This is a genomic window from Rhizobium indicum (assembly GCF_005862305.2).
Classification (GTDB): domain Bacteria; phylum Pseudomonadota; class Alphaproteobacteria; order Rhizobiales; family Rhizobiaceae; genus Rhizobium; species Rhizobium indicum.
Genome location: NZ_CP054023.1, coordinates 358069 through 380943, shown reverse-complemented (window position 1 = coordinate 380943; position 22875 = coordinate 358069). Strand labels below are relative to the sequence as shown.

23 protein-coding genes and 1 pseudogene are annotated in these 22875 nt (G+C 62.7%); 10 read left to right on the top strand and 14 right to left on the bottom strand.

Going from position 1 to position 22875, the window contains the following annotated elements; genetic code table 11:
- The first annotated feature begins 356 nt into the window (after positions 1-356).
- Positions 357-1877 (top strand): mechanosensitive ion channel family protein, encoded by a 1521-nt coding sequence (locus tag FFM53_RS31485; RefSeq protein ID WP_138389750.1) that lies wholly within the window; start codon positions 357-359, stop codon positions 1875-1877.
- 11 nt (positions 1878-1888) lie between these two features.
- Here the strand turns inward: FFM53_RS31485 and FFM53_RS31480 are convergent, their stop codons facing one another.
- On the bottom strand, positions 1889-2626 hold the full coding sequence (locus tag FFM53_RS31480) for a phosphatase PAP2 family protein (RefSeq protein ID WP_138389881.1): 738 nt from the start codon (positions 2624-2626) through the stop codon (positions 1889-1891).
- A 192-nt stretch (positions 2627-2818) separates the two neighbouring features.
- Between FFM53_RS31480 and FFM53_RS31475 the strand changes: the two genes are divergently transcribed.
- The gene (locus tag FFM53_RS31475) at positions 2819-3361 is read left to right on the top strand and encodes a hypothetical protein (RefSeq protein ID WP_138389751.1); all 543 of its coding nucleotides are present in this window, start codon (positions 2819-2821) and stop codon (positions 3359-3361) included.
- A gap of 6 nt (positions 3362-3367) precedes the next feature.
- On the opposite strand, the gene FFM53_RS31470 is transcribed toward FFM53_RS31475, so the two are convergent.
- The 5 genes from FFM53_RS31470 to FFM53_RS31450 all read right to left on the bottom strand — a co-directional run bounded on the left by FFM53_RS31470 (position 3368) and on the right by FFM53_RS31450 (position 8157).
- The gene (locus FFM53_RS31470; RefSeq protein ID WP_138389752.1) at positions 3368-4855 is read right to left on the bottom strand and encodes an HAL/PAL/TAL family ammonia-lyase; all 1488 of its coding nucleotides are present in this window, start codon (positions 4853-4855) and stop codon (positions 3368-3370) included.
- Entirely contained in the window at positions 4852-5628 is a 777-nt protein-coding gene (locus tag FFM53_RS31465; RefSeq protein WP_003548676.1) for an ABC transporter ATP-binding protein, read from the bottom strand. Before FFM53_RS31465 ends, FFM53_RS31470 begins: the two co-directional genes overlap by 4 nt.
- A gap of 26 nt (positions 5629-5654) precedes the next feature.
- Positions 5655-6359 (bottom strand): ABC transporter permease, encoded by a 705-nt coding sequence (locus FFM53_RS31460; protein WP_138389753.1) that lies wholly within the window; start codon positions 6357-6359, stop codon positions 5655-5657.
- Positions 6360-6369: 10 nt separating this feature from the next.
- Entirely contained in the window at positions 6370-7095 is a 726-nt protein-coding gene (locus tag FFM53_RS31455; RefSeq protein WP_138389754.1) for an ABC transporter permease, read from the bottom strand.
- 219 nt (positions 7096-7314) lie between these two features.
- A complete protein-coding gene (locus FFM53_RS31450; protein WP_003548669.1) occupies positions 7315-8157 on the bottom strand; it encodes a transporter substrate-binding domain-containing protein in 843 nt (280 codons plus the stop codon).
- Between the two features lie 196 nt (positions 8158-8353).
- On the opposite strand from FFM53_RS31450, the gene hutC (FFM53_RS31445) reads away from it, so the two are divergent.
- Positions 8354-9109 (top strand): histidine utilization transcriptional repressor HutC, encoded by a 756-nt coding sequence (gene hutC, locus FFM53_RS31445; protein WP_011654961.1) that lies wholly within the window; start codon positions 8354-8356, stop codon positions 9107-9109.
- 38 nt (positions 9110-9147) lie between these two features.
- On the opposite strand, the gene hutC (FFM53_RS31440) is transcribed toward hutC (FFM53_RS31445), so the two are convergent.
- A complete protein-coding gene (hutC, locus tag FFM53_RS31440) occupies positions 9148-9867 on the bottom strand; it encodes a histidine utilization transcriptional repressor HutC (RefSeq protein ID WP_138389755.1) in 720 nt (239 codons plus the stop codon).
- A 162-nt stretch (positions 9868-10029) separates the two neighbouring features.
- Positions 10030-11373, bottom strand: a complete 1344-nt coding sequence (locus tag FFM53_RS31435; protein WP_138389756.1) for a formimidoylglutamate deiminase — start codon at positions 11371-11373, stop codon at positions 10030-10032.
- A gap of 122 nt (positions 11374-11495) precedes the next feature.
- Between FFM53_RS31435 and hutI the strand changes: the two genes are divergently transcribed.
- The 6 genes from hutI to FFM53_RS31405 all read left to right on the top strand — a co-directional run bounded on the left by hutI (position 11496) and on the right by FFM53_RS31405 (position 18379).
- On the top strand, positions 11496-12758 hold the full coding sequence (gene hutI, locus FFM53_RS31430) for an imidazolonepropionase (protein WP_138389757.1): 1263 nt from the start codon (positions 11496-11498) through the stop codon (positions 12756-12758).
- Positions 12755-14290, top strand: a complete 1536-nt coding sequence (gene hutH / locus FFM53_RS31425) for a histidine ammonia-lyase (RefSeq protein ID WP_138389758.1) — start codon at positions 12755-12757, stop codon at positions 14288-14290. The genes hutI and hutH overlap by 4 nt, the downstream gene beginning before the upstream one ends.
- A gap of 202 nt (positions 14291-14492) precedes the next feature.
- Entirely contained in the window at positions 14493-15296 is an 804-nt protein-coding gene (hutG, locus tag FFM53_RS31420; RefSeq protein WP_138389759.1) for an N-formylglutamate deformylase, read from the top strand.
- 24 nt (positions 15297-15320) lie between these two features.
- Positions 15321-16994 (top strand): urocanate hydratase, encoded by a 1674-nt coding sequence (gene hutU, locus FFM53_RS31415; protein ID WP_017992264.1) that lies wholly within the window; start codon positions 15321-15323, stop codon positions 16992-16994.
- A gap of 5 nt (positions 16995-16999) precedes the next feature.
- Positions 17000-17575 carry a HutD/Ves family protein gene (locus tag FFM53_RS31410; RefSeq protein WP_138389760.1) on the top strand — a complete coding sequence of 192 codons (576 nt, stop codon included), beginning with the start codon at positions 17000-17002 and terminating at the stop codon, positions 17573-17575.
- A 174-nt stretch (positions 17576-17749) separates the two neighbouring features.
- Positions 17750-18379 (top strand): J domain-containing protein, encoded by a 630-nt coding sequence (locus tag FFM53_RS31405; RefSeq protein ID WP_138389761.1) that lies wholly within the window; start codon positions 17750-17752, stop codon positions 18377-18379.
- Positions 18380-18397: 18 nt separating this feature from the next.
- On the opposite strand, the gene FFM53_RS31400 is transcribed toward FFM53_RS31405, so the two are convergent.
- The 6 genes and pseudogenes from FFM53_RS31400 to FFM53_RS31375 form a co-directional block, all read right to left on the bottom strand.
- Positions 18398-19099 carry a DUF899 family protein gene (locus tag FFM53_RS31400; RefSeq protein WP_138389762.1) on the bottom strand — a complete coding sequence of 234 codons (702 nt, stop codon included), beginning with the start codon at positions 19097-19099 and terminating at the stop codon, positions 18398-18400.
- A gap of 131 nt (positions 19100-19230) precedes the next feature.
- Positions 19231-19326: pseudogene (locus FFM53_RS37110) on the bottom strand (nucleotidyl transferase AbiEii/AbiGii toxin family protein); the annotation flags it as partial.
- 48 nt (positions 19327-19374) lie between these two features.
- Positions 19375-19635: a DUF982 domain-containing protein gene (locus FFM53_RS31390; protein ID WP_017968256.1), complete on the bottom strand. Its 261-nt coding sequence runs from the start codon at positions 19633-19635 to the stop codon at positions 19375-19377.
- A 355-nt stretch (positions 19636-19990) separates the two neighbouring features.
- The gene (locus FFM53_RS31385) at positions 19991-20740 is read right to left on the bottom strand and encodes a sulfite exporter TauE/SafE family protein (protein ID WP_138389763.1); all 750 of its coding nucleotides are present in this window, start codon (positions 20738-20740) and stop codon (positions 19991-19993) included.
- Positions 20741-20888: 148 nt separating this feature from the next.
- Positions 20889-21203, bottom strand: a complete 315-nt coding sequence (locus tag FFM53_RS31380; protein WP_033183755.1) for an EamA family transporter — start codon at positions 21201-21203, stop codon at positions 20889-20891.
- Positions 21204-21952: 749 nt separating this feature from the next.
- Positions 21953-22135, bottom strand: coding sequence for a hypothetical protein (locus FFM53_RS31375; protein WP_138389764.1), 183 nt, complete (start codon positions 22133-22135; stop codon positions 21953-21955).
- Between the two features lie 70 nt (positions 22136-22205).
- On the opposite strand from FFM53_RS31375, the gene FFM53_RS31370 reads away from it, so the two are divergent.
- Positions 22206-22847: an alpha/beta hydrolase family protein gene (locus FFM53_RS31370; protein ID WP_138389765.1), complete on the top strand. Its 642-nt coding sequence runs from the start codon at positions 22206-22208 to the stop codon at positions 22845-22847.
- Positions 22848-22875 lie beyond the last annotated feature (28 nt).

Sequence of the window (22875 nt, the reverse complement as noted above, 5' to 3'; positions counted from 1 at the left end):
TCGATTTTCGGAAAGCACGTGCGAGGATTGAAAGTGTTACAGCGCCGCGTGTCTTAAAAGACGCGCGGCGCTGTAAGCGCTCCAGCACTTGTGACGCCGCAAGGATGGGACACCACAGACATGAGGTTGATCGTCAGCGCCACGCTGAACGGCGGCTCGGATGGTCGCTGGTGACCCAGATCCGTCAACTGTCCGCTTCCGACGCTCTGGGTGCTGGCGCTATTTTACGGTTGCCTCGCAGTCGGATTGGAAGTCAGGATGCGGCGAAGCCATCATTAGAATTCAAGAGTGAGGCATGATGTCGTCCGAAAACCGCTCACACTTTTCAGCATCATGCTCTGGCGAGTGGACAGTCAATGCTTGATAATCCCACATGGTCCGGAGTGCTTGCCGATCCTGTCGTCCAGGCCGGGACGTTGGCCGTGGTCGGTGCGATCATCACGCGCATAGCGCTTCGGCCCTTCCCGAGCTGGAAGCTCGCCGGCCAGGTGTTTTTCTTCGCGGCGCTCACCGTCCTGCTGCTTTATCACGACATCGTGCCCTACGAAGTCGGGCCGACGACGGCTTCGACCTTCGAACGCGTCTTCATCGCCCTTGCCAAGGTGGTCTGGTGGATCAATGCCGCCTGGGCGCTGATCGCCTTCGTCCGCGTCTTCCTGATCTTCGAGCGCCAACCGCGCGAAGGTCGTCTCGTTCAGGATCTGGTCATCGGCCTGATCTATCTCGGCGCGATCCTCTCGGTGGTCGCCTATGTCTTCAGCTTTCCCGTCGGCACGCTGATCGCCACATCAGGCGTCTTTGCCATCATCCTCGGCCTTGCTATGCAGAGCACTCTGAGCGACGTCTTTTCCGGCATCGCGCTCAACCTCGGCCGTCCCTATACGATCGGCGACTGGATCGTGCTGAATGACGGCGTCGAAGGCCGTGTCGTCGAAACCAATTGGCGCTCCACCCATCTGCTGAACGGCTCGAACGACCTCGTCGTCCTGCCCAACAGCTTTCTGGCCAAGGTCGGGCTGACCAATCTCAGCAGCCCCGACCGCAGTCACGGCGCCTCACTAACGGTCCGGGTCGTGCCGACGATCGGGCCGTCGGCGATCATCGAGGTCATGCGCGCCGTGCTTTTGAGCAGCGGCTCGATCCTGACTGAGCCGAAACCCGGCGTGCAGATCAAATCGCTGACATCAGATGCAGTGGAGCTGGAGCTCTCCTTCCGCGTCAGGGATATCGGCCAGACGGGGCCGGCGAAGAACGAGATTTTCGATCTCATCTACCGCCATATCAAGGCCGCCGGCCTCACCTTGGCACGGCCGCTCGACGCCGCCGGCCCACCGCCCGAGCAGTTGCAGCCGGAGGGGATGGCAAAGCCGCACCGGCCGACGCCGCTCAGGCTGCTCGACGCCGTCCCGCTGTTTTCCTCGCTGACCGAGGACGAAAAGGAAACGCTCGCATCCTCGATGACGCGGCGGACCTACAAGAAGGATTCCGTTCTCATCGACCAGGGCGATACGGTTGCGTCGCTGATGATCGTGCGCACCGGCGCCCTGGTCGCCACGCGTCAGGAAGGCCATAAGGAAATCGAACTCGGCCGGCTGGCGCCGGGCGATTATTTCGGCGAAAGCGGGCTGCTGATCGGCGTCGGCGAGGCCGCCAGCCTGCGGGCCCTGACCTTCGTCGTCGTCTACGAGATCGCCCAGACAAGCCTGACGCCGCTGCTGCACGACCGGCCCGGCATCGCCGAAGAGCTTGCCGCCACCCTCTTACACCGTATCGAGACCGGCCAGCATTCCTTCGCGGCCGAAGGCGCCACGTTGCACGGCCGCTCGGTGAGCTCGCTGGTGACGCGTATCCGCCACCTGTTCCAGGTGCCGCAATAGGCTCCGCGCTGCTATCTGCTGTCGCCGTTTCCCGCCTCGACGGCCTCATCTGGCGCGCGGCTCGGAATGAACCGCTTCGAGATCAGCCAGCAGCCGAGCGCCCAGAGCGCGCCGGCGCACCATCCGGCGAAGACGTCCGTGGGGTAATGAACGCCGAGATAGATCCGGCTCAAACCGACGACGACGGCAAGGAAGACGCTGGCACCCATGACGAAGATCCGCGTCGAGGGATAACGCTGCGTTCGCGCCACGAGCGCCCCTAGCGTCAGGTAGGTCACCGCCGAGACCATCGCATGTCCGCTTGGAAAGCTGAGATCGCTCACTTCGACCAGATGCGGCACGATGTCGGGACGCGGCCGGGCGACGAGAATCTTCAGCGTCGCGCTCGCCAGCCAGCCGGTCAGCACCGAGGAAAAGACGAAGATCGCGATCGGCCAGCGCCGGTCGAGCAGAAGATGGGCGGTGATGAGAACCGTCAGCAGCGAGAGAACGGTGACGCCGCCGAGGGCGGTGATATCGTCGACGGCATGCGTCAGCCAGTCGGGGCCGATCGGCACGGCAAGATCATCCGCGCGTCTCAACGCCAGCAGGATCACCTCGTCGAAGCGAAAGGTCTCGCCTTCCAGGACTTCGCTGGTCAGCCGCTGGAGCACGAACAGCCCGCCGGCGATCGATGCGAGCGTAATCAGCGTCAGCGGTTCATAGGCGGTAAGCCTTGTCAGAAAACCTCGTCGTTGAACCTCAGTCATGCCTGCCGTCGAGCTCCCTTTATTCATGTCGGTCTCCGCCAGATTGGCAATGCGAAGCGAGGTTTCAAGACCTTGCGGCATTCAAGGACATTCCCGAGGACGACCGTCGCCTGATCCGGACACGCTTAGTAGCAAAAGCTCAACCTTCTTTTGCTATCGCTGGAGACGATTGCGGTGGAGATGGTTTCGGCGATGAAAATTCCGACAGTGATGATTCTGATGGCGGCCCTCATGCAGCCGGTCTCAGCCTTCGGCGAGACCGAATGGATAGGCGGCGCGAGACAATGGTCGGTCGGCTTTGCCAACGAGAGCCCGCATCCCTATTGCCGCCTGCGGTGGGACAGCGAGATCGGCAAGACCATGGAATTCCGCCAGAGCGCGACCGAGACGTTCTGGCTGGTCGCAAAGACCACATGGGACATTCCGGCCGGCACCAAGACCGAGGTGACGCTGACCGACCGTGCGGCGACGAAGGTCATCGCGGCCGATTTCTTCGACAAGAACACGCTTCGCCTCTGGGGTCCGGCCAGCAAGGGGAGCGCCGGACTGAAGAAGATCATCAAGAATTCCTTTGCCGGAATGCCTGACGTGCAGATCACCTTTGCCGGTGACGAAGGCGACTGGACGCTGCCGCTCTCGCGGGTGGAGCAGCTCTACCCGACCTTCGTCCAGTGCCTCAAACGTCTCGAGGCCGGCGAAAAACCAAAGCAGAATTCCGAGACCCAGCCGTTCTGAGGCCGATTATAGCGGCGGCGCAGTCTCGCGGATCAGGCTGCGGACAGCCTCGATATCGCCGTTGAGCGGCCGCTCGTCGCCGTAATGGGAAACATGTTTCCGCACGGCTTTATAGACAAGGTCCGTGCCTGCCGCCCGCGCCGCCGTCGCCGCCAGGAAATCATGCGCCTGTGCCGCCGCCATCAATTCGATCGCCAGGATATATTCGGCGTTGTCGATGACGGTGAGCAGCTTGCCGGCCGCGGCCGTCGGGTGCGCGAGAAAATCCTCCTGCAGGCCCGAGGTCAGCCCGCCGTCCATGGCCGCGGGTGCGGCAAGGCGGCGGTTCTCGTTGCTGAGTGCGGCAGCGGTATATTGGGCGATCATGAACCCGGAATGGCTGCCGGCATCGCTGGCGAGGAAGGGCGGCAGGCCGCTCACCAGCGGATTGACCAGCCGGTCCATGCGCCGTTCGCTGATCGCGCCGATCTGCGCGAGCGCAATCGCCAGGCTATCTGCCGCCTGCCCGAGCGCCGGGGCAACCGCATGGGCCTCGGAGGAGACGATCGGTTGTTCCGGCGTGCCTGAGACAGCCGGATTGTCCGTCACCGAAGCAAGCTCCTGATTGACGACGCGGGCGGAATTGTCGAAGACATCGCGGGCGGCGCCATGCGCATGCGGCACCGAACGAAGGCTGAGCGCATCCTGCGTGCGCCGGCCGAAGGCGGCGGCGACAAGGCCGCTGCCCTGAAGCCGCGCACGCAGCGTCGCGCCCACTTTCTCGATTCCCGCCGATGGGCGCAGCGCCAGCACGGTCGCGTCGAAGGCGGCGATCTGGCAGCCCGCCGCTTCCAGCGTCAGTGCTGCGATCGCATCGGCCCAATCGAGCAGCCGCTCGGCGCGCGAAAGCGCGACACTGGTCAGGCCCGTGGCGCAGGCCGTGCCGTTGACCAAGCTCAAGCCCTCCTTGGCGCCGAGCACCAGCGGTTCGAGCCCTATCGCGGCAAGCGCCTCGCGACCGCTCATGCGCCGACCGTCCAGGTGAGCGCTGCCTTCGCCGATCAGAACAAGCGCAATATGGGCATTGTGGACGAGATAACCGGCAGAGCCCTTGGACGGCACGTCGGGAATGCAATCATGTTTCAGTATGGCCGCAAGATGCTCGACGATCTCGCGCCGCACGCCGGAATGGCCATGGGCGAAATTGGCAATCCCGGCGGCGATGATGGCGCGCACCTCGCGGGCGGCCAGCAATGGTCCGACGCAGCAGGCATGGCTGAGCACGATGCTGCGCGACAACAGGCTCTGCGAGGCGCGATCGACCACCGTATCGGCCAGCGCCCCGACGCCGGTATTGACGCCATAGGCGCGTACCCCCGTCTCGACGATGCTGGCGACGATGCGGCTTGCCTGCTCGACACGTACCCAGGCGACCGGCGACAGCGCGAGCGCTTCCCCTGCCCCGACGCGCGCGACGTCGCGCCAGGTCAGCACTTTATCGATCGTGATCGTCATTGACCGCTTCCGAAATGGCCGATGAACTGGCGGAAGGCGGGGGTCGCGCCGCCGGTGAACATCTCGTCCGGCTTGCCGCTGCTTTCGATCAGGCCCTCGCGCATGAAGACGACGCGGTTCGAGACGTTGCGGGCAAAGCTCATCTCATGGGTGACGACGAGCATGGTCATGCCTTCCTCGGCAAGCGCGCGCATGACGCGCAGCACCTCGCCGACAAGCTCCGGATCGAGCGCCGAGGTCGGCTCGTCGAACAGCATCACCTTCGGCTTCATCGCCAGCGCCCGGGCGATTGCCGCGCGCTGCTGCTGGCCGCCGGAGAGATGGGCGGGATAGGCGTGGCGTTTATCGGCGATGCCGACCTTTTCAAGCAGCGCTTCGGCCTCGGCGATGCAGTCGGCGCGCGGCCGCTTCAGCACATGGATCGGGCCCTCGATGACGTTCTGCAGGATCGTCATGTGGGACCAGAGATTGAAGGACTGGAACACCATGCCGAGCTCGGAGCGGATATGGTCCACCTGCTTCTGGCTGGCCGGCTTGCTCCGCCCGCCCTTGTGCACCATGCGGACCTCCTCGCCGTCGACCCAGATCTCGCCGTCGCTGGCGGTTTCGAGCATGTTGATACAGCGCAGAAAGGTCGACTTGCCGGAGCCGGAGGCGCCGAGCAGCGAAATCACATCACCGTCTTCCGCATCGAGGGAAATGCCGCGCAAGACCTCGTGCGTACCGAAGCTCTTGCGGATATTGCGGACCGATAGTCGGGTTACGCCTGGCATGGGTGCTCCAATCGGGTCAAGAACTGCTACGCCTTCAGCGCCTGCGGGGCCGCGCGGCGGTGTCGGGACAGCGAATATTCGAGCAGGGCCATGCCCTGCAGGATGATGAAGTTGAGGACGAGATAGATGATCGCCGCGCAGAGAAAGACTTCCATCGTGCGGTAGGTCTGCGAGATCAACCGCTGGGCGACGCCGGTCACTTCCCAGACGGTGACGAGGCTTGCGAGCGCCGTCGACTTCATCATCAGCACGATCTCGGTGGAATAGGCCGGTAGCGCATGGCGGAAGGCGATCGGCGCCAGGATGCGACGGACCAGCAGGAAGCCGGACATGCCGATCGAGCGCGCCGCTTCGATCTCCTTCGGCGAGACGGCGCGAATGCCGCCGCGAAAGATCTCCGCCGTGTAGCCGGCCGTGCAGAGCGCCAGTGACAGCACGGCGCAGACCATCGGCTCACGCAGGAATGGCCAGAGGAAGGAATAGCGGATGAAGCCGAACTGGCCGAGGCCGTAGAAGACCAGAAACATCTGGATCAGCAGCGGTGAGCCGCGGAAGATGAAGATATAGCCTTTGGCGAAGCTTGAAAGCACCGGGTTGCCGCTGGTCCGCATCCAGACGATGACGAGCGCCAGCAGGCCACCGGTGAGGATCGACAGCGAAAACAGGATGAGCGTCGTCGGTACGGCCTTGAGCAGGGTGACCAAGGTCGAGGCGATGAAGATGAAATCCATTGTCGCCTCCTTACGCCTGGCCCATGGCGGATGCCGGCATGCTGCGGTTGGCGCGGCGCTCCGCCCCGTTGAAGATGCGGTCCGAAAGGCTGGTCAGGAGCAGATAGAGGCAACCGCCGGCGATGAAGAACAGGAAATATTGCCGGGTCGAGCCTGCCGCAACCTGGCTGGTGCGCATCAGCTCGGCAAGCCCGGTGACGGAGATCAGCGCCGAATCCTTGAGACTGAGCTGCCACACGTTACCGAGGCCGGGAATGGCGAGGCGAAACACCTGCGGCATGATGATGCGGCGAAGACGCATGCCACGATGCATGCCGATCGCCGAGGCGGCTTCGAGCTCGCCCTTGGAGATGGCAAGGAAGGCGCCACGGAACACCTCCGCCTGGTAGGAGCCGGAGATGATGCCGACGGCAAGCGCGCCTGCGATAAAGGAGGGCAAGCCGAGGAAACCCTCGTAACCCATTGCCTTGCCGATCGCGGTGACGGCCGAGGAGCCGCCGAAATAGATGAGATAGATGATCAACAGTTCGGGCACGCCACGAAACACCGTCGTATAGACGTTGCCAAGCGTGACGAGGATAAGATTGCCGGAGAGTTTCGCCGCCGCGACGATCGCGCCGAGCACCGCGCCGATCGCCAGCGCCGTTGCCGTGACGGCCAGCGTCATCAAGGTGGCGGCAATGAGCAGCGCGCCCCATCCCGTCGAGCCGAAGCCAAGCAGTTCCAAACTTGCCATATCGTCCGTTCCCCGTCCGCGGCAGTGTTTTGTGGATTGACACCAGAGCATGATGCCGAAAAGTGTGAGCGGTTTTCGGACGACATCATGCTCTAACTCTTTTATTTAGAACAGGATTCAGATTTTAGGCCGGCCCGGCCTAAAATCATCCTGTTCGAGCATGCAGTCCCCGGCGATAAAGCCGGAGACCCGTGTCTGCGGCCCGAAAGGCCGAAACGCTTACTGCTGCGGGCTGACGTCCATCTTGAACCACTTCATCGACAGGGTCTTGACCGTGCCGTCGGCAAGCGTCGACTTGATCGCCTCGTTGAACTTGTCGCGCAGGTCGGTATCGGCCTTGCGCAGGCCGAGACCTTCACCCTCGCCCCAGATCGAGCCGGCGATCTCCGGGCCGGTGAAGGCGAGCGTGTCGTTGGCGGCCTTGAACGCGTTGGCGAAATAGACGGCGTCATCGAAGCCGAGGTCGATACGGCCGTTCTGCAGGTCGAGGTCGCGATCGGCGCCGGTCTTGTATTCGCGGATCTCGGCGATGTCGCCGAAATTGTCATAGACGAACTTGGCGTAGACGGTGGCCGCCTGGATGCCGATCGTCTTGCCCTTGAAGACTTCCTTCAGCGCGTCGATCTCCTTCACGCCGGTCTGGCCGGGCGTCATCTTGATCGTGGCGCCGGTGCCGGCGGCGTTCGCCAGCGGGCTGTCCTTAGCGGCGGCGAAGGCGGCGGGCGTGGCGGCATAGGGAATGGTGAAGTCGATGATCTTCTTGCGCTCTTCGGTAATCGATAGCGCATCCATGATAACGTCGAACTTGCCGGCGTTGAGCGCCGGGATCATGCCGTCCCAATCGGAGGCAACCAGCGTGCACTCGATCTTGGCGCGCTCGCACAGCACCTTGGCGAGTTCCGGCTCGAAGCCGCCGAGCGTGCCGTCGGCATTGGTGAGGTTCCAGGGCGCATAGGCGCCTTCGAGCGTAATAGTCGCCTTCGTCCAGTCCTTGGAAAAGGCAGGCGCGGCGAAGGCGGAAAAAGCCGCCACACCGCAAAGCAGGATTGCGCTGAATTTCATTTGTGAATTCTCCTCTGGAGTTGAAACAGACCTTGCGGCACCACGGCCGATCTTCGCCGGCTTGCCCTTTCTTGTCCTATTTTTCTCAAAGGACCGATTGGGAGGTTGTATATGGTACCATATGAGATATTTTGTGATATGCAAGAGGGAAAGTCGAATTATGTGGCGAATTCCATTCGTGCAAAAGGAATAGGCAATGAAACGTCCCGGCGAGATGAAGCGCGAACTGGCAGAAAATGACAGCACCCCGCTCTATGCCGGCGTCAAGCAGGTGATCCTCGACCGTATCCAGAGCGGCGAGTGGCCGCCGAAATATCGCGTGCCCTCGGAAAACGAGCTGGTCGTCGAACTCGGCGTCAGCAAGATGACCGCCAACCGAGCACTGCGCGAACTTGCCAATGAGGGCGAACTCATCCGCATCCAGGGCGTCGGCTCCTTCGTTGCCGAGCGCAAGGGCTATTCGGCGCTGTTCGAAGTGCGCAACATCGCCGAGGAAATCGCCGAACGCGGCCATGTCCATGAGGCCGCCGTCGTCGTTCTCGCCCAGGAAACCGCCTCTCCCGAGGTTGCCGACGCGCTCGAATTGCCGATCGGCGCTGCGGTTTTCCACTCGCTGATCGTCCACAGCGAAAACGGCGTTCCGGTGCAGATCGAGGACCGCTTCGTCCATCCGGAAGCCGCCCCAGAATATCTCGCTCAGGATTTTTCGACGCTGACACCGAACGCCTATCTGACGGCCGCAGCCCCGCTCAGCGGCTCCGAGCACGTCGTCGAGGCGGCAATGCCGCAGGCCTGGGAATGCAAGCTGCTGACCATCATGAAGACCGAGCCGTGCCTGACGATCCGCCGGCGCACATGGTCGGCAAAGCAGGTGGTCTCAACCGCCCGCCTCGTCTATCCCGGCCACCGCTACCGGCTCGAAGCGCGCAGCGGCAAGATGTTCGAGGAATGAAAACACTGCCCATGTTGTATATGGAACATGGGCACTTATTAGGATGCCGGCGTGAAACGCGCCACCAGCGCGTGACGATCGCCCGGATAGGTGAAGCGCACATGCGTCACTGGGCCGGCATTGCTCCAGGTGCGGCGTTCGACCACGAGGCAGGCGGTATTGCGTGGTATATCGAGAGCCGCGGCCAGCTCGGCACTAGCTGAGACGGCATGGATCCGGTGTTCGGCCGTGCTCCACGGCACCTGGTTGAGCAGCCACGGACCCGGCGCCATCGTCAGGAAATCGGCATCGGCGGCTTCCGGTACGGTCGCAAGACTGATCAGCCGCTCCTCCAGGCAGAAGGGCCGCATGCCGGCATTGTGGACGCAGACGATTTCGACAACCGAGGAGGCGACCGGCAGTTCCAGCCTTCGGCTGTCGTCCGCCTTGGCTTTGCGGCTCACCTTCTTCGAAACCGCATAGGAATAGGGCAGGTTCAGCGACTGCACCTCGGCCTTGATGTCGTGGATTTCGAGAATGGCCGATTGCGCCTGCGGCTGGGTGACGAAACTGCCGGACTTCTTGCGGCGCTCGATGAGGCCGGCCTTGGCGAGCTGGGTCAGCACCTTGTTCACCGTCATGCGCGAGCAGTCATACTGCGTGGCGAGATCGACCTCGAAGGGAATGCGGTACCCCGGCGGCCATACGCCCGAGACGATATGGCCCTCGATGTCGCTCAGGATGCGCTGATGCAAGGTCGGATCCCTGCTTTGGTCCATCGCCACGCTCCGGTTGATCTCCCGCTCTAGCGCATCGGCCCGAAAATCGAAATCGATTCTCGGAAACACGATGCGTCGATTCAAAGTGTTACAGCGTCCTTTGCGCGCCTGAAAAGACGCGTGGCGCTGTAATTCCAATAGCCCGCCAGGAAAAGCTCCTTTTCAGGCAGCAAGCAATTCCCCCATCGCAGCGAGGAATCGCCGGTCGATGGCGTCACGCTTGAGATGGCGACCGCCCTCCACTTGCTTGCCGCCATGCGCCCAGACGCAATCGACGGCGACGCCGCCGGCAAACAGCCAATGGTCGAGGATCTGGTCGCCTGTGAGATAAGGAACGGCCGTGGCATCGAGCGATACGATATCGGCATGATGCCCCTCAACGAGACCTGCGGGCGCTTTCAGCGCGGCGCCGCCGGCAAGTGCATGTGTGAACAGCGAAAGCGCCGTCGAACCGCCGGGTGCTGCGACGACGTTGCGGGCGCGAAGCGCCAGGCGCTGAGAATATTCGAGCTGACGCAATTCCTCCGGCACGGAGATCAGCACGTTGGAATCAGAACCGATGCCGTAGCGCCCGCCCTCTTCGAGAAAGAGCGGCGCAGCAAAGGCGCCGTCGCCGAGATTGGCTTCGGTGATCGGGCAGAGGCCGGCGATAGCGCCGCTTTTCGCCATCCGCCGCGTTTCGTCCTCGGTCATGTGCGTCGCATGGATCAGGCACCAGCGCTCATTGACCGGCGCATGATCGAGCAGCCATTGCACCGGCCGCGCGCCGGACCAGGCGATGCAGTCCTCGACCTCCTTCACCTGCTCGGCGACATGGATATGGATGGGGCCGTCGCCCGCCATCGGCACCAGCCTTGTGAGCTCGTCCGGCGTTGCGGCGCGCAGGCTGTGCGGTGCAAGCCCAAGCTCGGCGCCGGCGAGCCGGCCGGTTACCGCTCGGCATCCCTCCATCAGCCTTTCGAAGCTTTCGAGCGAATTGATGAAACGCCGCTGGCCGTCGATCGGGGCAGCTCCGCCGAAGCCGGAATGGGCATAGAAGACCGGCAGCAGCGTCAGGCCGATACCGGCCTCTTCGCTTGCCGCACCGATGCGTTCGGCAAGCTCGGCGATATTGGCGTAAGTGCCGCCATCCCTGTCGTGGTGGAGATAGTGGAACTCGCCGACGCGGGAAAAACCGGCCTCCAGCATCTCTGTATAAAGCTTGGCCGCGACCGCTTCGACATGCTCCGGCGTCATCGCCAGGGCAAACTTGTACATGACAGTGCGCCAGCTCCAGAAGCTGTCATTGGCCGGGCCGCGCACTTCGGCAAGGCCGGCCATCGCCCGCTGGAAGGCATGGCTGTGCAGGTTCGCCATGGCGGGAACGAGGAGAGCGTGGCGTTCGTCGCCGGGCTCGGGAGCAGTGCCGATTTCGACCCGCGCGATGCGCCCGGCCTCGAGCGTCAGCCGCACGTCCTTCTGCCAGCCCTGCGGCGTCAGCGCCGTGTCTGCGTGAAGTGTGGTCATGGCCTTCCCTCTCCTCTTGCCGTGCCGCCGATCTTTCTTTTCCAGAAAAGCGCACAAAATTTCTCTTGTCACCTGTCGATTATGTATATACATGTTTTGGCATAAGGAAAGGCGCAAAGCTGATGACCGGGAACAATTTTTCAGAGGAAGCCCCATCTGCCGACACCCGCCCGGCGCTGTGGCGCAATGCGCGGCTGGCCACGCTGGCGCCTGCTAAAGAAGGGCTCGGCATCGTCGAAAAAGGCGCCGTGCTGATCGAAAACGGCCGCATCGCCTTTGCCGGCGCCGAAAGCGAGCTGCCGGCATCGGCCATCGAACATTCCGACATCGTCGATCTCGAAGGCCGCTGGGTAACGCCCGGTCTCGTCGACTGCCACACCCATATCGTTCACGGCGGCAACCGCGCCCGCGAGTTCGAAATGCGCCTTGCAGGCGCGACCTATGAGGAGGTCGCCCGCGCCGGCGGCGGCATCGTTTCCTCGGTGAAGGCGACCAATGCGCTGTCGGTCGAGGAGCTTGTCGCCCAGGCCCTGCCGCGGCTCGACACGCTGCTTGCCGAAGGCGTCACCACGATCGAGATCAAATCCGGCTACGGGCTGAACCGGACCGGTGAAGTGAAGATGCTGCAGAGCGCCCGCCTGCTCGGCCATATCAGACCGGTGCGCGTCGCCACCAGCTATCTCGGCGCCCATGCGACGCCTGTGGAATATAAGGGTCGCAACGGCGATTATCTCGATGATGTCGTCCTGCCCGGTCTCGACGACATGCACGGCCTCGGTCTTGCCGATGCCGTCGACGGCTTCTGCGAGGGCATCGCTTTTTCGACCGCCGAGATCGCCCGCGTCTTCGACAAGGCCAAAGCGCTCGGCCTGCCGGTCAAGCTGCATGCTGAGCAGCTCTCCAATCTCGGCGGCGCCAGGCTCGCCGCATCCTATGGCGCGCTTTCAGCCGATCACCTCGAATATCTCGACGATGATGGCGTTGCGGCGATGGCCGCAGCCGGCACCGTCGCCGTGCTCCTGCCCGGCGCCTTCTACGCCATCCATGAAAAGCAGAAGCCGCCGGTAGAGGCGCTGCGGCGGGCAGGCGTGCCGATCGCAATCGCCACCGATTGCAATCCCGGCACCTCGCCGCTCACCTCGATGTTGCTCACCATGAACATGTCGGCGACGCTTTTCGGCCTCACCGTCGAGGAATGCATCGCCGGCGCCACCCGCGATGGCGCCCGCGCGCTCGGCCTGCTCGACAAGACGGGAACGCTCGAACCCGGCAAATCCGCCGATCTCGCCGTCTGGAATATCGAAAACCTCGCCGAGCTCGTTTACCGCATCGGCTTCAACCCGCTTCACGCACGCGTCTTCAAGGGCGAAAGGAACGGCCGATGACCATCACGCTCCACCCGGGCTCCGTCTCGCTCAAGGATCTCGAAACCATCTACTGGACCGGTGTGCCGGCAAGGCTCGATCCCACCTTCGATGCGGGGATCGCCAAGGCCGCTGCCCGCATCGCCGAGATCGCCGCCGGCAATGCGCCGGTCTACGGCATCAATACCGGCTTCGGCAAACTCGCCTCGATCAAGATCGACAGCGCCGATGTGACCACCTTGCAGCGCAATCTCATCCTGTCGCATTGCTGCGGCGTCGGCGCGCCGCTGCCTGAGAATATCGTGCGGCTGATCATGGCGCTGAAGCTGGTCTCGCTCGGGCGCGGCGCCTCCGGCGTGCGGCTGGAGCTGGTGCGGCTGATCGAAGGCATGCTGGAAAAGGGCGTCATTCCGCTGATCCCGGAAAAGGGCTCGGTCGGCGCCTCCGGCGATCTTGCGCCCCTTGCCCATATGGCGGCGGTGATGATGGGCGGGGCCGAAGCCTTCTTCGCCGGCCAACGCCTCTCAGGCGCCAAAGCCCTCGAAAAAGCTGGCCTCAGACCGGTGGTGCTCGCCGCCAAGGAGGGCCTAGCGCTGATCAACGGCACCCAGACCTCGACGGCGCTGGCGCTCGCCGGCCTCTTCCGCGCCCATCGTGCCGCGCAGGCCGCCCTGATCACCGGCGCGATGTCCACCGACGCCGCCATGGGCTCTTCGGCGCCGTTCCATCCGGATATTCACACATTGCGTGGCCACAAGGGCCAGATCGACACGGCATCAGCCCTTCGCGCGCTGCTCGAAAACTCCATCATTCGCCAGAGCCACATCGAGGGCGACGAGCGTGTGCAGGATCCCTATTGCATCCGCTGCCAGCCGCAGGTCGACGGCGCCTGTCTCGATCTGCTGCGCTCGGTCGCCCGCACCCTTGAAATCGAGGCCAACGCGGTCACCGACAATCCGCTGGTGCTCTCGGACAATTCCGTCGTTTCCGGCGGCAATTTCCACGCCGAACCCGTCGCCTTCGCTGCTGACCAGATCGCGTTGGCCGTCTGCGAGATCGGCGCGATTTCGCAACGCCGCATCGCGCTGCTGGTCGATCCGACCCTCTCCTACGGCCTGCCGGCCTTCCTCGCCAAGAAGCCAGGCTTGAATTCCGGCCTGATGATCGCCGAGGTCACCTCTGCGGCGCTGATGTCCGAGAACAAACAGATGTCGCACCCGGCCTCGGTCGATTCGACGCCGACATCGGCCAACCAGGAAGACCATGTCTCCATGGCCTGCCACGGCGCCCGCCGGCTCCTCGGCATGACCGAGAACCTGTTCGGCATCATCGGCATCGAGGCGCTGACCGCCGCCCAAGGCGTCGAACTGCGCGCACCGCTGTCGACGAGCCCGGAACTGAGCAAGGCGATCACCGCGATCCGCACCAAGGTTTCGAGCCTCGACGTCGATCGCTACATGGCAAACGACCTCGCCGCCGCCGCCGAACTGGTGGCAACGGGCGCCCTGAACGCCTCGGTTTCGAATGGTATTCTGCCGGTTCTGGAGGGTTGATCGTGATGGTTCTGGACTTGGTACCCCCCTCTGCCCTGCCGGGCATCTCCCCCACAAGGGGGGAGATCGGCTGGTTGGCCCCGCTCGCTCCGACATCAATTGTTTGGCAAAGCCCCATCCACGAGTCAATCTCCCCCCTTGTGGGGGAGATGTCCGGCAGGACAGAGGGGGGTAGCGCCCCAGACACCGGAGCGCTTTGCCTATGACCACACCATACGAAATCCGCCAGGGCACCTCCCCCGTCATCCTCGGCTTCCCCCATACCGGCACCGACGTGCCGCCTGAGATCGCCGACCGCCTCAACGACAACGGCCGCATCCTCGCCGACACCGACTGGCACATCCACCGCCTCTATGATGGCCTGCTCGACAATGTCACAGTGGTGCGCGCCACCTTCCACCGCTACGTGATCGACGCCAACCGCGATCCCCAAGGCGTGAGCCTCTACCCCGGCCAGAACACCACCGGCCTCATTCCCCAGACGGATTTCGACGGCAAGGCGATCTGGAAGGAAGGCGCTGCACCCGATGAGGCCGACATCGCGGCGCGGCTGCGGGATTTTCATGCCCCCTATCATACTGCGCTTGCCGCCGAGATCGAACGCGTCAAGGCAATCCACGGCGTCGCAATCCTCTACGACTGCCACTCGATCCGGTCGCACATTCCCTTTCTCTTCGAAGGCAAGCTGCCGGATTTCAATATCGGCACCGATATGGGAAAGACCTGCGACAGCGCGATCGAGCAGGCGACGCTCACAGTCGTCGCAGCCGCCGAAGGTTACGACGGCGTGCTCAATGGCCGCTTCAAGGGCGGCTGGACGACACGCCACTATGGTCGGCCCGACACTGGTGTGCACGCGATCCAGATGGAGCTCGCACAATCGACCCATCTCCAGACCGAGACTGCGCCCTTTGCCTACGACGCCGCCAAGGCAGACAGACTTCGCGTTCATCTCAAAAACATTCTGGTGCGCATCGAACAGATTGCGCCAGGCCTGAAACGATAACGATCTCTCGACAGGGGAACCGCCATGAACAATCCACGCCATAATATCCGCGAAATCCGCGCACCCCGCGGCAACGATCTCAATGCCAAGAGCTGGATGACCGAAGCGCCGCTGCGCATGCTGATGAACAATCTCGATCCTGACGTCGCCGAAAATCCGAACGAGCTCGTCGTCTATGGCGGCATCGGCCGCGCCGCCCGCACCTGGGAGGATTTCGACCGCATCGTCGCGACGCTGAAGACGCTGACGGAAGAAGAAACGCTGGTCGTGCAATCCGGCAAGCCGGTCGGCGTGTTCCGCACCCACAAGGATGCGCCGCGCGTGCTGATCGCCAATTCCAACCTCGTGCCGCATTGGGCGACCTGGGATCATTTCAACGAACTGGATAAGAAGGGCCTTGCCATGTACGGCCAGATGACGGCCGGTTCGTGGATCTATATCGGCACCCAGGGCATCGTGCAGGGCACTTACGAGACCTTCGTCGAGGCCGGCCGCCAGCACTACGGCGGCAATCTCAAGGGCAAATGGATCCTGACCGGCGGCCTCGGCGGCATGGGCGGCGCCCAGCCGCTCGCCGCCGTCATGGCCGGCGCCTGCTGCCTTGCCGTCGAATGCAATCCCGATTCGATCGATTTCCGGCTCCGCACCCGCTATGTCGACGCCAAGGCGGAGACGCTGGATGAAGCGCTTGAGATGATCGACCGCTGGACCAAGGCCGGCGAGGCGAAGTCCGTCGGCCTGCTCGGTAACGCCGCCGAAATCCTGCCGGAGATGGTTCGCCGCGGCATCCGCCCCGATATCGTCACCGACCAGACCTCGGCCCACGACCCGATCAACGGCTACCTGCCGAAGGGCTGGACGATGGGTGAGTGGAAGGCAAAGCGCGAAAGCGATCCGAAGGCCGTGGAAAAAGCGGCGCGCGCCTCGATGCGCGAGCATGTCGAAGCGATGATCGCCTTCTGGAACGCCGGCGTGCCGACCCTCGATTACGGCAACAATATCCGCCAGGTCGCCAAGGACGAAGGCCTCGAAAACGCCTTCGCCTTCCCGGGCTTCGTGCCGGCCTATATCCGCCCGCTGTTTTGCCGCGGCATCGGCCCCTTCCGCTGGGCAGCCCTTTCCGGCGATCCGGAGGATATCTACAAGACCGATGCCAAGGTGAAGGAATTGCTGCCTGACAACAAGCACCTGCATCATTGGCTCGACATGGCCAGGGAGCGCATCGCCTTCCAGGGCCTGCCGGCGCGCATCTGCTGGGTGGGCCTGGGCGACCGTCACAAGCTCGGCCTCGCCTTCAACGAGATGGTGAGAACAGGCGAACTCTCCGCCCCGATCGTCATCGGCCGCGATCATCTGGACTCCGGCTCCGTCGCCTCGCCGAACCGCGAGACGGAGGCGATGAAGGACGGCTCCGACGCCGTCTCCGACTGGCCGCTGCTCAACGCCCTGCTCAACACGGCGTCGGGCGCCACCTGGGTGTCGCTGCATCACGGCGGCGGCGTCGGCATGGGCTTCTCGCAGCATTCCGGCATGGTCATCTGCGCCGATGGCACGGACGATGCCGCAAGACGCCTCGAGCGCGTGCTCTGGAACGACCCGGCGACCGGCGTCATGCGCCACGCCGATGCCGGCTACGAAATCGCCATCGACTGCGCCAAGGAAAAGGGCCTGCGCCTGCCCGGCATTCTCGGGAACTGAGCCCGGTGAGGATCCTGCGCGCCGGCGATCACAAACGCATGCCCTGGAAAAACGGCAAGGGAGAGACGGTGGAAATCGCCGTCTTTCCACCCGGCGCTTCGATCAACGACTTCGACTGGCGCATCAGCATGGCGACGGTCGCCGAGGACGGCCCGTTTTCGATCTTTCCCGGCATCGACCGCACGCTGGCGATCCTCGATGGCAACGGCATGGTGCTCGATGTCGCAGGCAGCTCGCCCGTGCTGCTGACAACGACAAGCGATCCGCTGGCCTTCCCGGCGGATGTCCCCGTCGCGGCCAGGCTCGAGGACGGAGCGATCACCGATCTCAACGTCATGACGCGCCGTGACGGGCTCGCCCATACGCTGATCCGCATCGACCTCGATGGCAGCAAGACCGTGCGGCTTTCGCCCTCGGCATGCCTGTTGCTTTGCCATCGCGGTGCGGTGTCATTCCGGCGGGAGGACGAGACCGGCGCGCTTGCGGCCGGCGATGCGCTGCTGATCGAGGACGCGACTGCCACCGTGCTGGAAATCGATGGCGAAGCCAGATGTTATCTCGCCTCGATCACCACGGGCTGATCTTCGAACAACAACTTGAAAACATTAAGCAATCGAGGTTTGACGAAGCATCTGCATAAACCATCGCCATCTCGGGCCATGGACGTCATTCCTCGTTTCGGTCTAAACTTCGCCCTTCTGATGAAGAAGAAGACCTAGACTGCCCGCAACGTGGCGGGGAGCAAGGGAGCAGGCGTGACGGATCCATACGATATTCTCGGCGTTGAACGCGATGCGGACGAGGCGCAGTTGAAGGCCGCCTATCGGCGCCTGGCGAAGGTTGCCCACCCCGATTCGGGTGGTGATTCGGAAGCCTTTGCCACTCTGCAGAAAGCCTATGGGCTGCTTCTCGATCCGGTCCGGCGCAAGGTCTACGACGATACCGGCTACGACGTCGAATTCGCCGATGCGGCCGAATTGCAGGCGCTCGTGATGATCGAGAAGCTCGTCACCGACGCGGTCCTCGACGAGCGCGCACCCGGAAGTTTCGATCCCGTCGCCGTCATGCAGGACAGTCTTTCCGAGGAACTGCGAAAGGCGCGTTTCAGCAAGAGCGAGCTCGAGCGCCACGCCTCGCGAATCGGCCTGCATCTGGAACGGCTCGAAAAACAGTCCGGCCGCGATGTGCTCGCCCACATGTTCCGCGCCCGCATCGAAGCGATCTCCAAGGCGGTCGCGGAAACCGAGGCGAAGATCAAGGCGACGGAACGCGCCGCCGACATGCTCAGCGGCTATGTCTACGACATCGATCCGCCGCCGTTGCCGGATGCCGCGGTCACCAGCATCGAATGGGCCGAACCCTCCAGAAACCGCTCCACCGGCTGACGCCGGACGCCGCTGATCTTAATAAGACAGCTTCGGATACCAGTCCGCCGGCCGGCCTTCTGGCGTCGTGTCGATCACGGTCCAGAGCGGCATCAGGTCGGGGGCGCCGCGAGGATCCTCGCCGGGATCGGACGTCACGTCGCCCATCTCCTGGCTCCAGAAATGGCGGATGGTGCCGTCGCGGCGCGTGAAGACGTTGAAGGCCGCGTCATCGCCGCCGCCCCTGCCGATCGCGTGATAGTCGCGGCTGTAATCGCCCGTCGTGTCGGAATAGAGCGGCAGGTGGTGCCAGCCGCGTTCCTTCTTGAAGGCGAGCAGCCTGCCGATCGGCGAAAGTGCGACCACCGCCAAGGCTGCGCGCTGCTGGATGTCTGGCACCTCGCCGTCCCAGGCCGACAGCAGCGAGGTGCACATCGGGCAAGGGCGCTCGCGTTCCGGGCCGAACATGTAGCTGTAGACGATCAGCGTCTCCTTGTCGGCAAAGAGTTCGGTCAGGGATATCGGCCCATCGCTGCCTTCGAAGCGGTAGTCTTTCGTCACCTCGCCGCCTGGCGGTAACGCCCGGCGCTGTACCGCCACGCGCTCGATGTGCCGGCGCAATTCGATCTCTTCGGCCAGCAGCGCGTCGCGGGCAATGCGATATTCCTCACTCTCATTGGGAAACCGGACGCCGTTCTTGGCCGCAAGCACGGCGGCGGGTACCAGATGCTGATTATCCATGACGATATCCTCCTTCAATTGCCTGAGAACGTGCTGAAGCCACGACCGGGTCGCAGCACATCATTACAAGGACGATCGGCTGATGCGAAAATCGACAGTGCCGACGGAAAATATTCGCCCCGCGCTTTGGCCGGCTCGGCGCCCGGATCGCCAAAGCCAAGCAGATCAAGATCGCGCGTTCCAAAATGCGGATCATCGAACCAACTCATGATCAGCATCACGCCCTTCCTGGAGGACGCCGCCCCGTGAACTCATTTCACCGTCGGCTGCGAAACTCAATGAACGGTGATCACCGGAATGCCAGCTTCGTCGGCGGCACGGATAAGCGCTGCCCGCGCGTCCTGAGCCGGAATTTCCCCATGAATTGCATTCCGGCACGCCCTAATCGCTATAAGATATTCTTCTCCGTCGTCGATCGGCCAGCCAACTGTCAGCATCTCGGCAGCCTGGAAAAGGGTTGCGACAAGCTTGTATTTTTCCGACCCACTCACAACGAGCATCAGAGGGGCAAACTCTTCGGATGTGCGCCACTTCATGACGTTAGGTCTCCCCACAGTAAACATATTAGTAACCGTGCAAGAACCGTTCCGCGATCTCCGCTGGCATACCCGAAGCTGGTTTCGAAGGCCGCATAGTGGAAAGAAGAACATTTTTTAAAGGGCGCTTTAGTCGCCTCATCATCGCCAGCGTCAGCATGGGCACCTGTTGGCAGGGAAACGGTCGCCGGCCTCATTACCCGCCATGCTGAAGCCGATAAGGCCGCCGCCGAAAGATCGATCAGCTCTGCCTTCGACCGGCTGGCTCCAATGGAGGCGGCGCACAATCGCAGGAAGCTCAATACCTATAAAACAAGAAAGTTATTGACTGAGAGCCTGAGGGATGGACCTCCGCTCAAAGGTAAGCTCGTAAAAAGAACACCGCGGTCGTTAAAAAGGCGACCGCGAGGGTTAGCACCCGAACGACCGATGATGGCAGCCTTCGTCCGATATGCGCTCCGATCCACCCGCCGATAACGGCTCCAATCGTCATGGGAATGCACTCCTGCCATACAATTGCCCCGGCAAGTACGAAGACGACGACGGCGACCGCGTTGGCGGCAGTTACCATCACCATTCTTGTCGGGTTCAGGCTCTTGATGTCCCCGCCCCCGAGCGCGCTCCATGCCGCGAGCATCATGAGACCCACCGCGCCGCCAAAATAGCCGCCATAAAGACCCAGAAAGAATTGAACCGTTGCGAACGCCAGAACACTTGGACGTGCCTGCGTCTGGAACCGGGCGCTGAGCCTCGGACCTGCAGTCAGCATCAATGTCGCCACCAGCAAAAGCCATGGCAGGAGACCATCGAAAATCCTGGATGGGGTTAGCAGCAATAGAATGCTTCCGGCGACACCACCCATCACCGTCACGATGGCAATGGGCACGACATTGACGCCGCACACACTCCTAACCCCGTCACGATAGACCCACGAGCTCGCCATACCGCCGGGAAACAAGGCTAGGGTGCTTGTCGCGTTTGCGGCTACCGATGGCACTCCGACCGATATCAGCGCAGGCAGGGAGACGAACGATCCGCCGCCCGCCAACGCATTCATGCTGCCTGCTAACAAGCCAGCAAGGAAAAGAAGCATGATATCGTACATGTTCAGGTCGCCTTAGCCCCCAATGCTGAGTCCGGCCGAGCCTCTCGTCCAATACCGCAGTCAACTCGCCGCACGCCGTTGCGCATCCAGAAGAGTCCGCCCCACGACTGCCATTCGCCGTAGTCAGGGAAACGCAATTGAGAGCCATTCATCCGATCACCATGAGCGTAACCGATGCTATCCCGAGGAGTACGCCAACCGCCTGATGCCAGCCGAGCCTCTCGTCGAAAACCAAAACGGCGATCGCGTTGATGGCGATGAGCTGCGCGACCGACGATAACGAAATAGCAAGGGAAAGCCCGCTTGTCCGCATGAGAGCGATCATCGAAAGATTGCCTAATGTGTAGAGGACAAGCGCGGTGGCGAGCAGCCAAAGGTTCGAGTTGCTCACATATGCGCGGGAAGCGGTCGCTCCCGCCAGGAATAGGCAGACGGCTATGAAGAGGATGGCGGCAACACGCATCGATAAACTCCTGCTGACGCGTTTTGTCTAACGCCGGGCGGCCCGTCAATCCATCAGAGACTATCCCCTGTCCTCGATCGCGACGCACGGCTACATGGTGATCAGTTTATTTTACACCCAGCTCGACGTTAGCTACCAATAAGAAGGCTCTCAAGCCGTCCAATCGTCCAAGGCGGCCAGGGGCAAAAAGGACGACGCCGCAAAGCTTTTCGAACGTCATCAACATCATGGATGCCCTCAAGAAGAGCGTCGAAGCCGACATGAAACGTCGAAAGAAAGCGGCCTGATAAAATCCCCGAGCTGACGAGCGGTCCCGCTATGTGGAATGACTATGAACAACATTCGCATGAAAGAGTTCCTGCGACATGATGCAGTCTCTCGCGACCTCGCTTCTCCGCCGCTGAAATCCCTTCCGCCAACGACAAGACGAAAACGGCGATATGCGCAAGGGCTGGAAAACAAAAAGGGCGCTCGACCCTTGCGGGGAGCGCCCTTATCCTGTCGGACAACGAACAGTTCGACGACGTCGATACCGCGCGCATCCATTTTTCAGGCAGGACGGGTATATGGACCCTTTCCACCGGGGTTTCAAGAGGCGGTTCAGCGGTTCTACACGATAATTGACCCTAGAACAGGATTCAGATTTTAGGCCGGGTCGGCCTAAAATCTGATCCTGATCTAAATCAAAGAAGTGGAGCATGATGTCGTCCGAAAACCGCTCACACTTTTCGGCATCATGCTCTAGTCGATCAGGAGGCGACCCCGGTGATCGGATTGACCACAGGTCGTTCGCTTTTGTCTCTGACCCCCGCCGGCTGCACCACCGGCGGCGCCATCGATTCTGCATCGGCGGGCTCCGGCTTTTCAGGAACGGCGCCGACATCTTTGGGGCGCCGCTGCCCGGGCTTTACGTTTTGATCATTCGTCGACATTGTCGGTCTCCCTTCCAGGAAGAAGTCACGGCCGTCGACATGGTTCCGACGATGGGATGGAGGATTACCGATGCTTGACAGGTTTCTGCTTCAAGGCGCTCCCGATGCGCGCTTCACCATCCTTCTTGCGCATGGCGCCGGCGCGCCGATGGATTCGGCATCGATGACAGCAGCGGCAAATGCCCTCGCTGGTGTCGGCTTCCGCGTCGCCCGTTTCGAATTCGCCTATATGGCCGCCCGCCGCACCTTAGAAGGTCGCAAGCCGCCGCCACGCGCCGAAACGCTCAATCCCGAATACGAGGCGGCCATTGCCGAACTCGGCGCCAGCGGTCCGCTGATCATCGGCGGCAAGTCGATGGGCGGCCGGGTCGCCAGCATGGTCGCCGACGACCTTCATCGTCGGGGAAAGATTGCCGGCCTGCTCTGCCTCGGCTATCCCTTCCATCCACCCGGCCAGCCGGAGAAGCTGCGCACCGGCCATCTCACGGGGCTGACGACTCCCGCGTTGATCTGCCAGGGAACACGCGACGAATTCGGCACGCGGGACGAGGTGCCGGACTACGATCTGTCCGACAGGATCGAGATCCTCTGGCTCGAGGACGGCGACCACGATCTCAAGCCGCGCAAGACGATCTCCGGCTTCTCCAGTGCCGACCACCTCGCCACGATGGCGAAGGCGGCAAAGGCATGGGCCGAAGGTTTGCCGGTTTAAGCATCACCATCCCCGGTGCCGTCAGCCT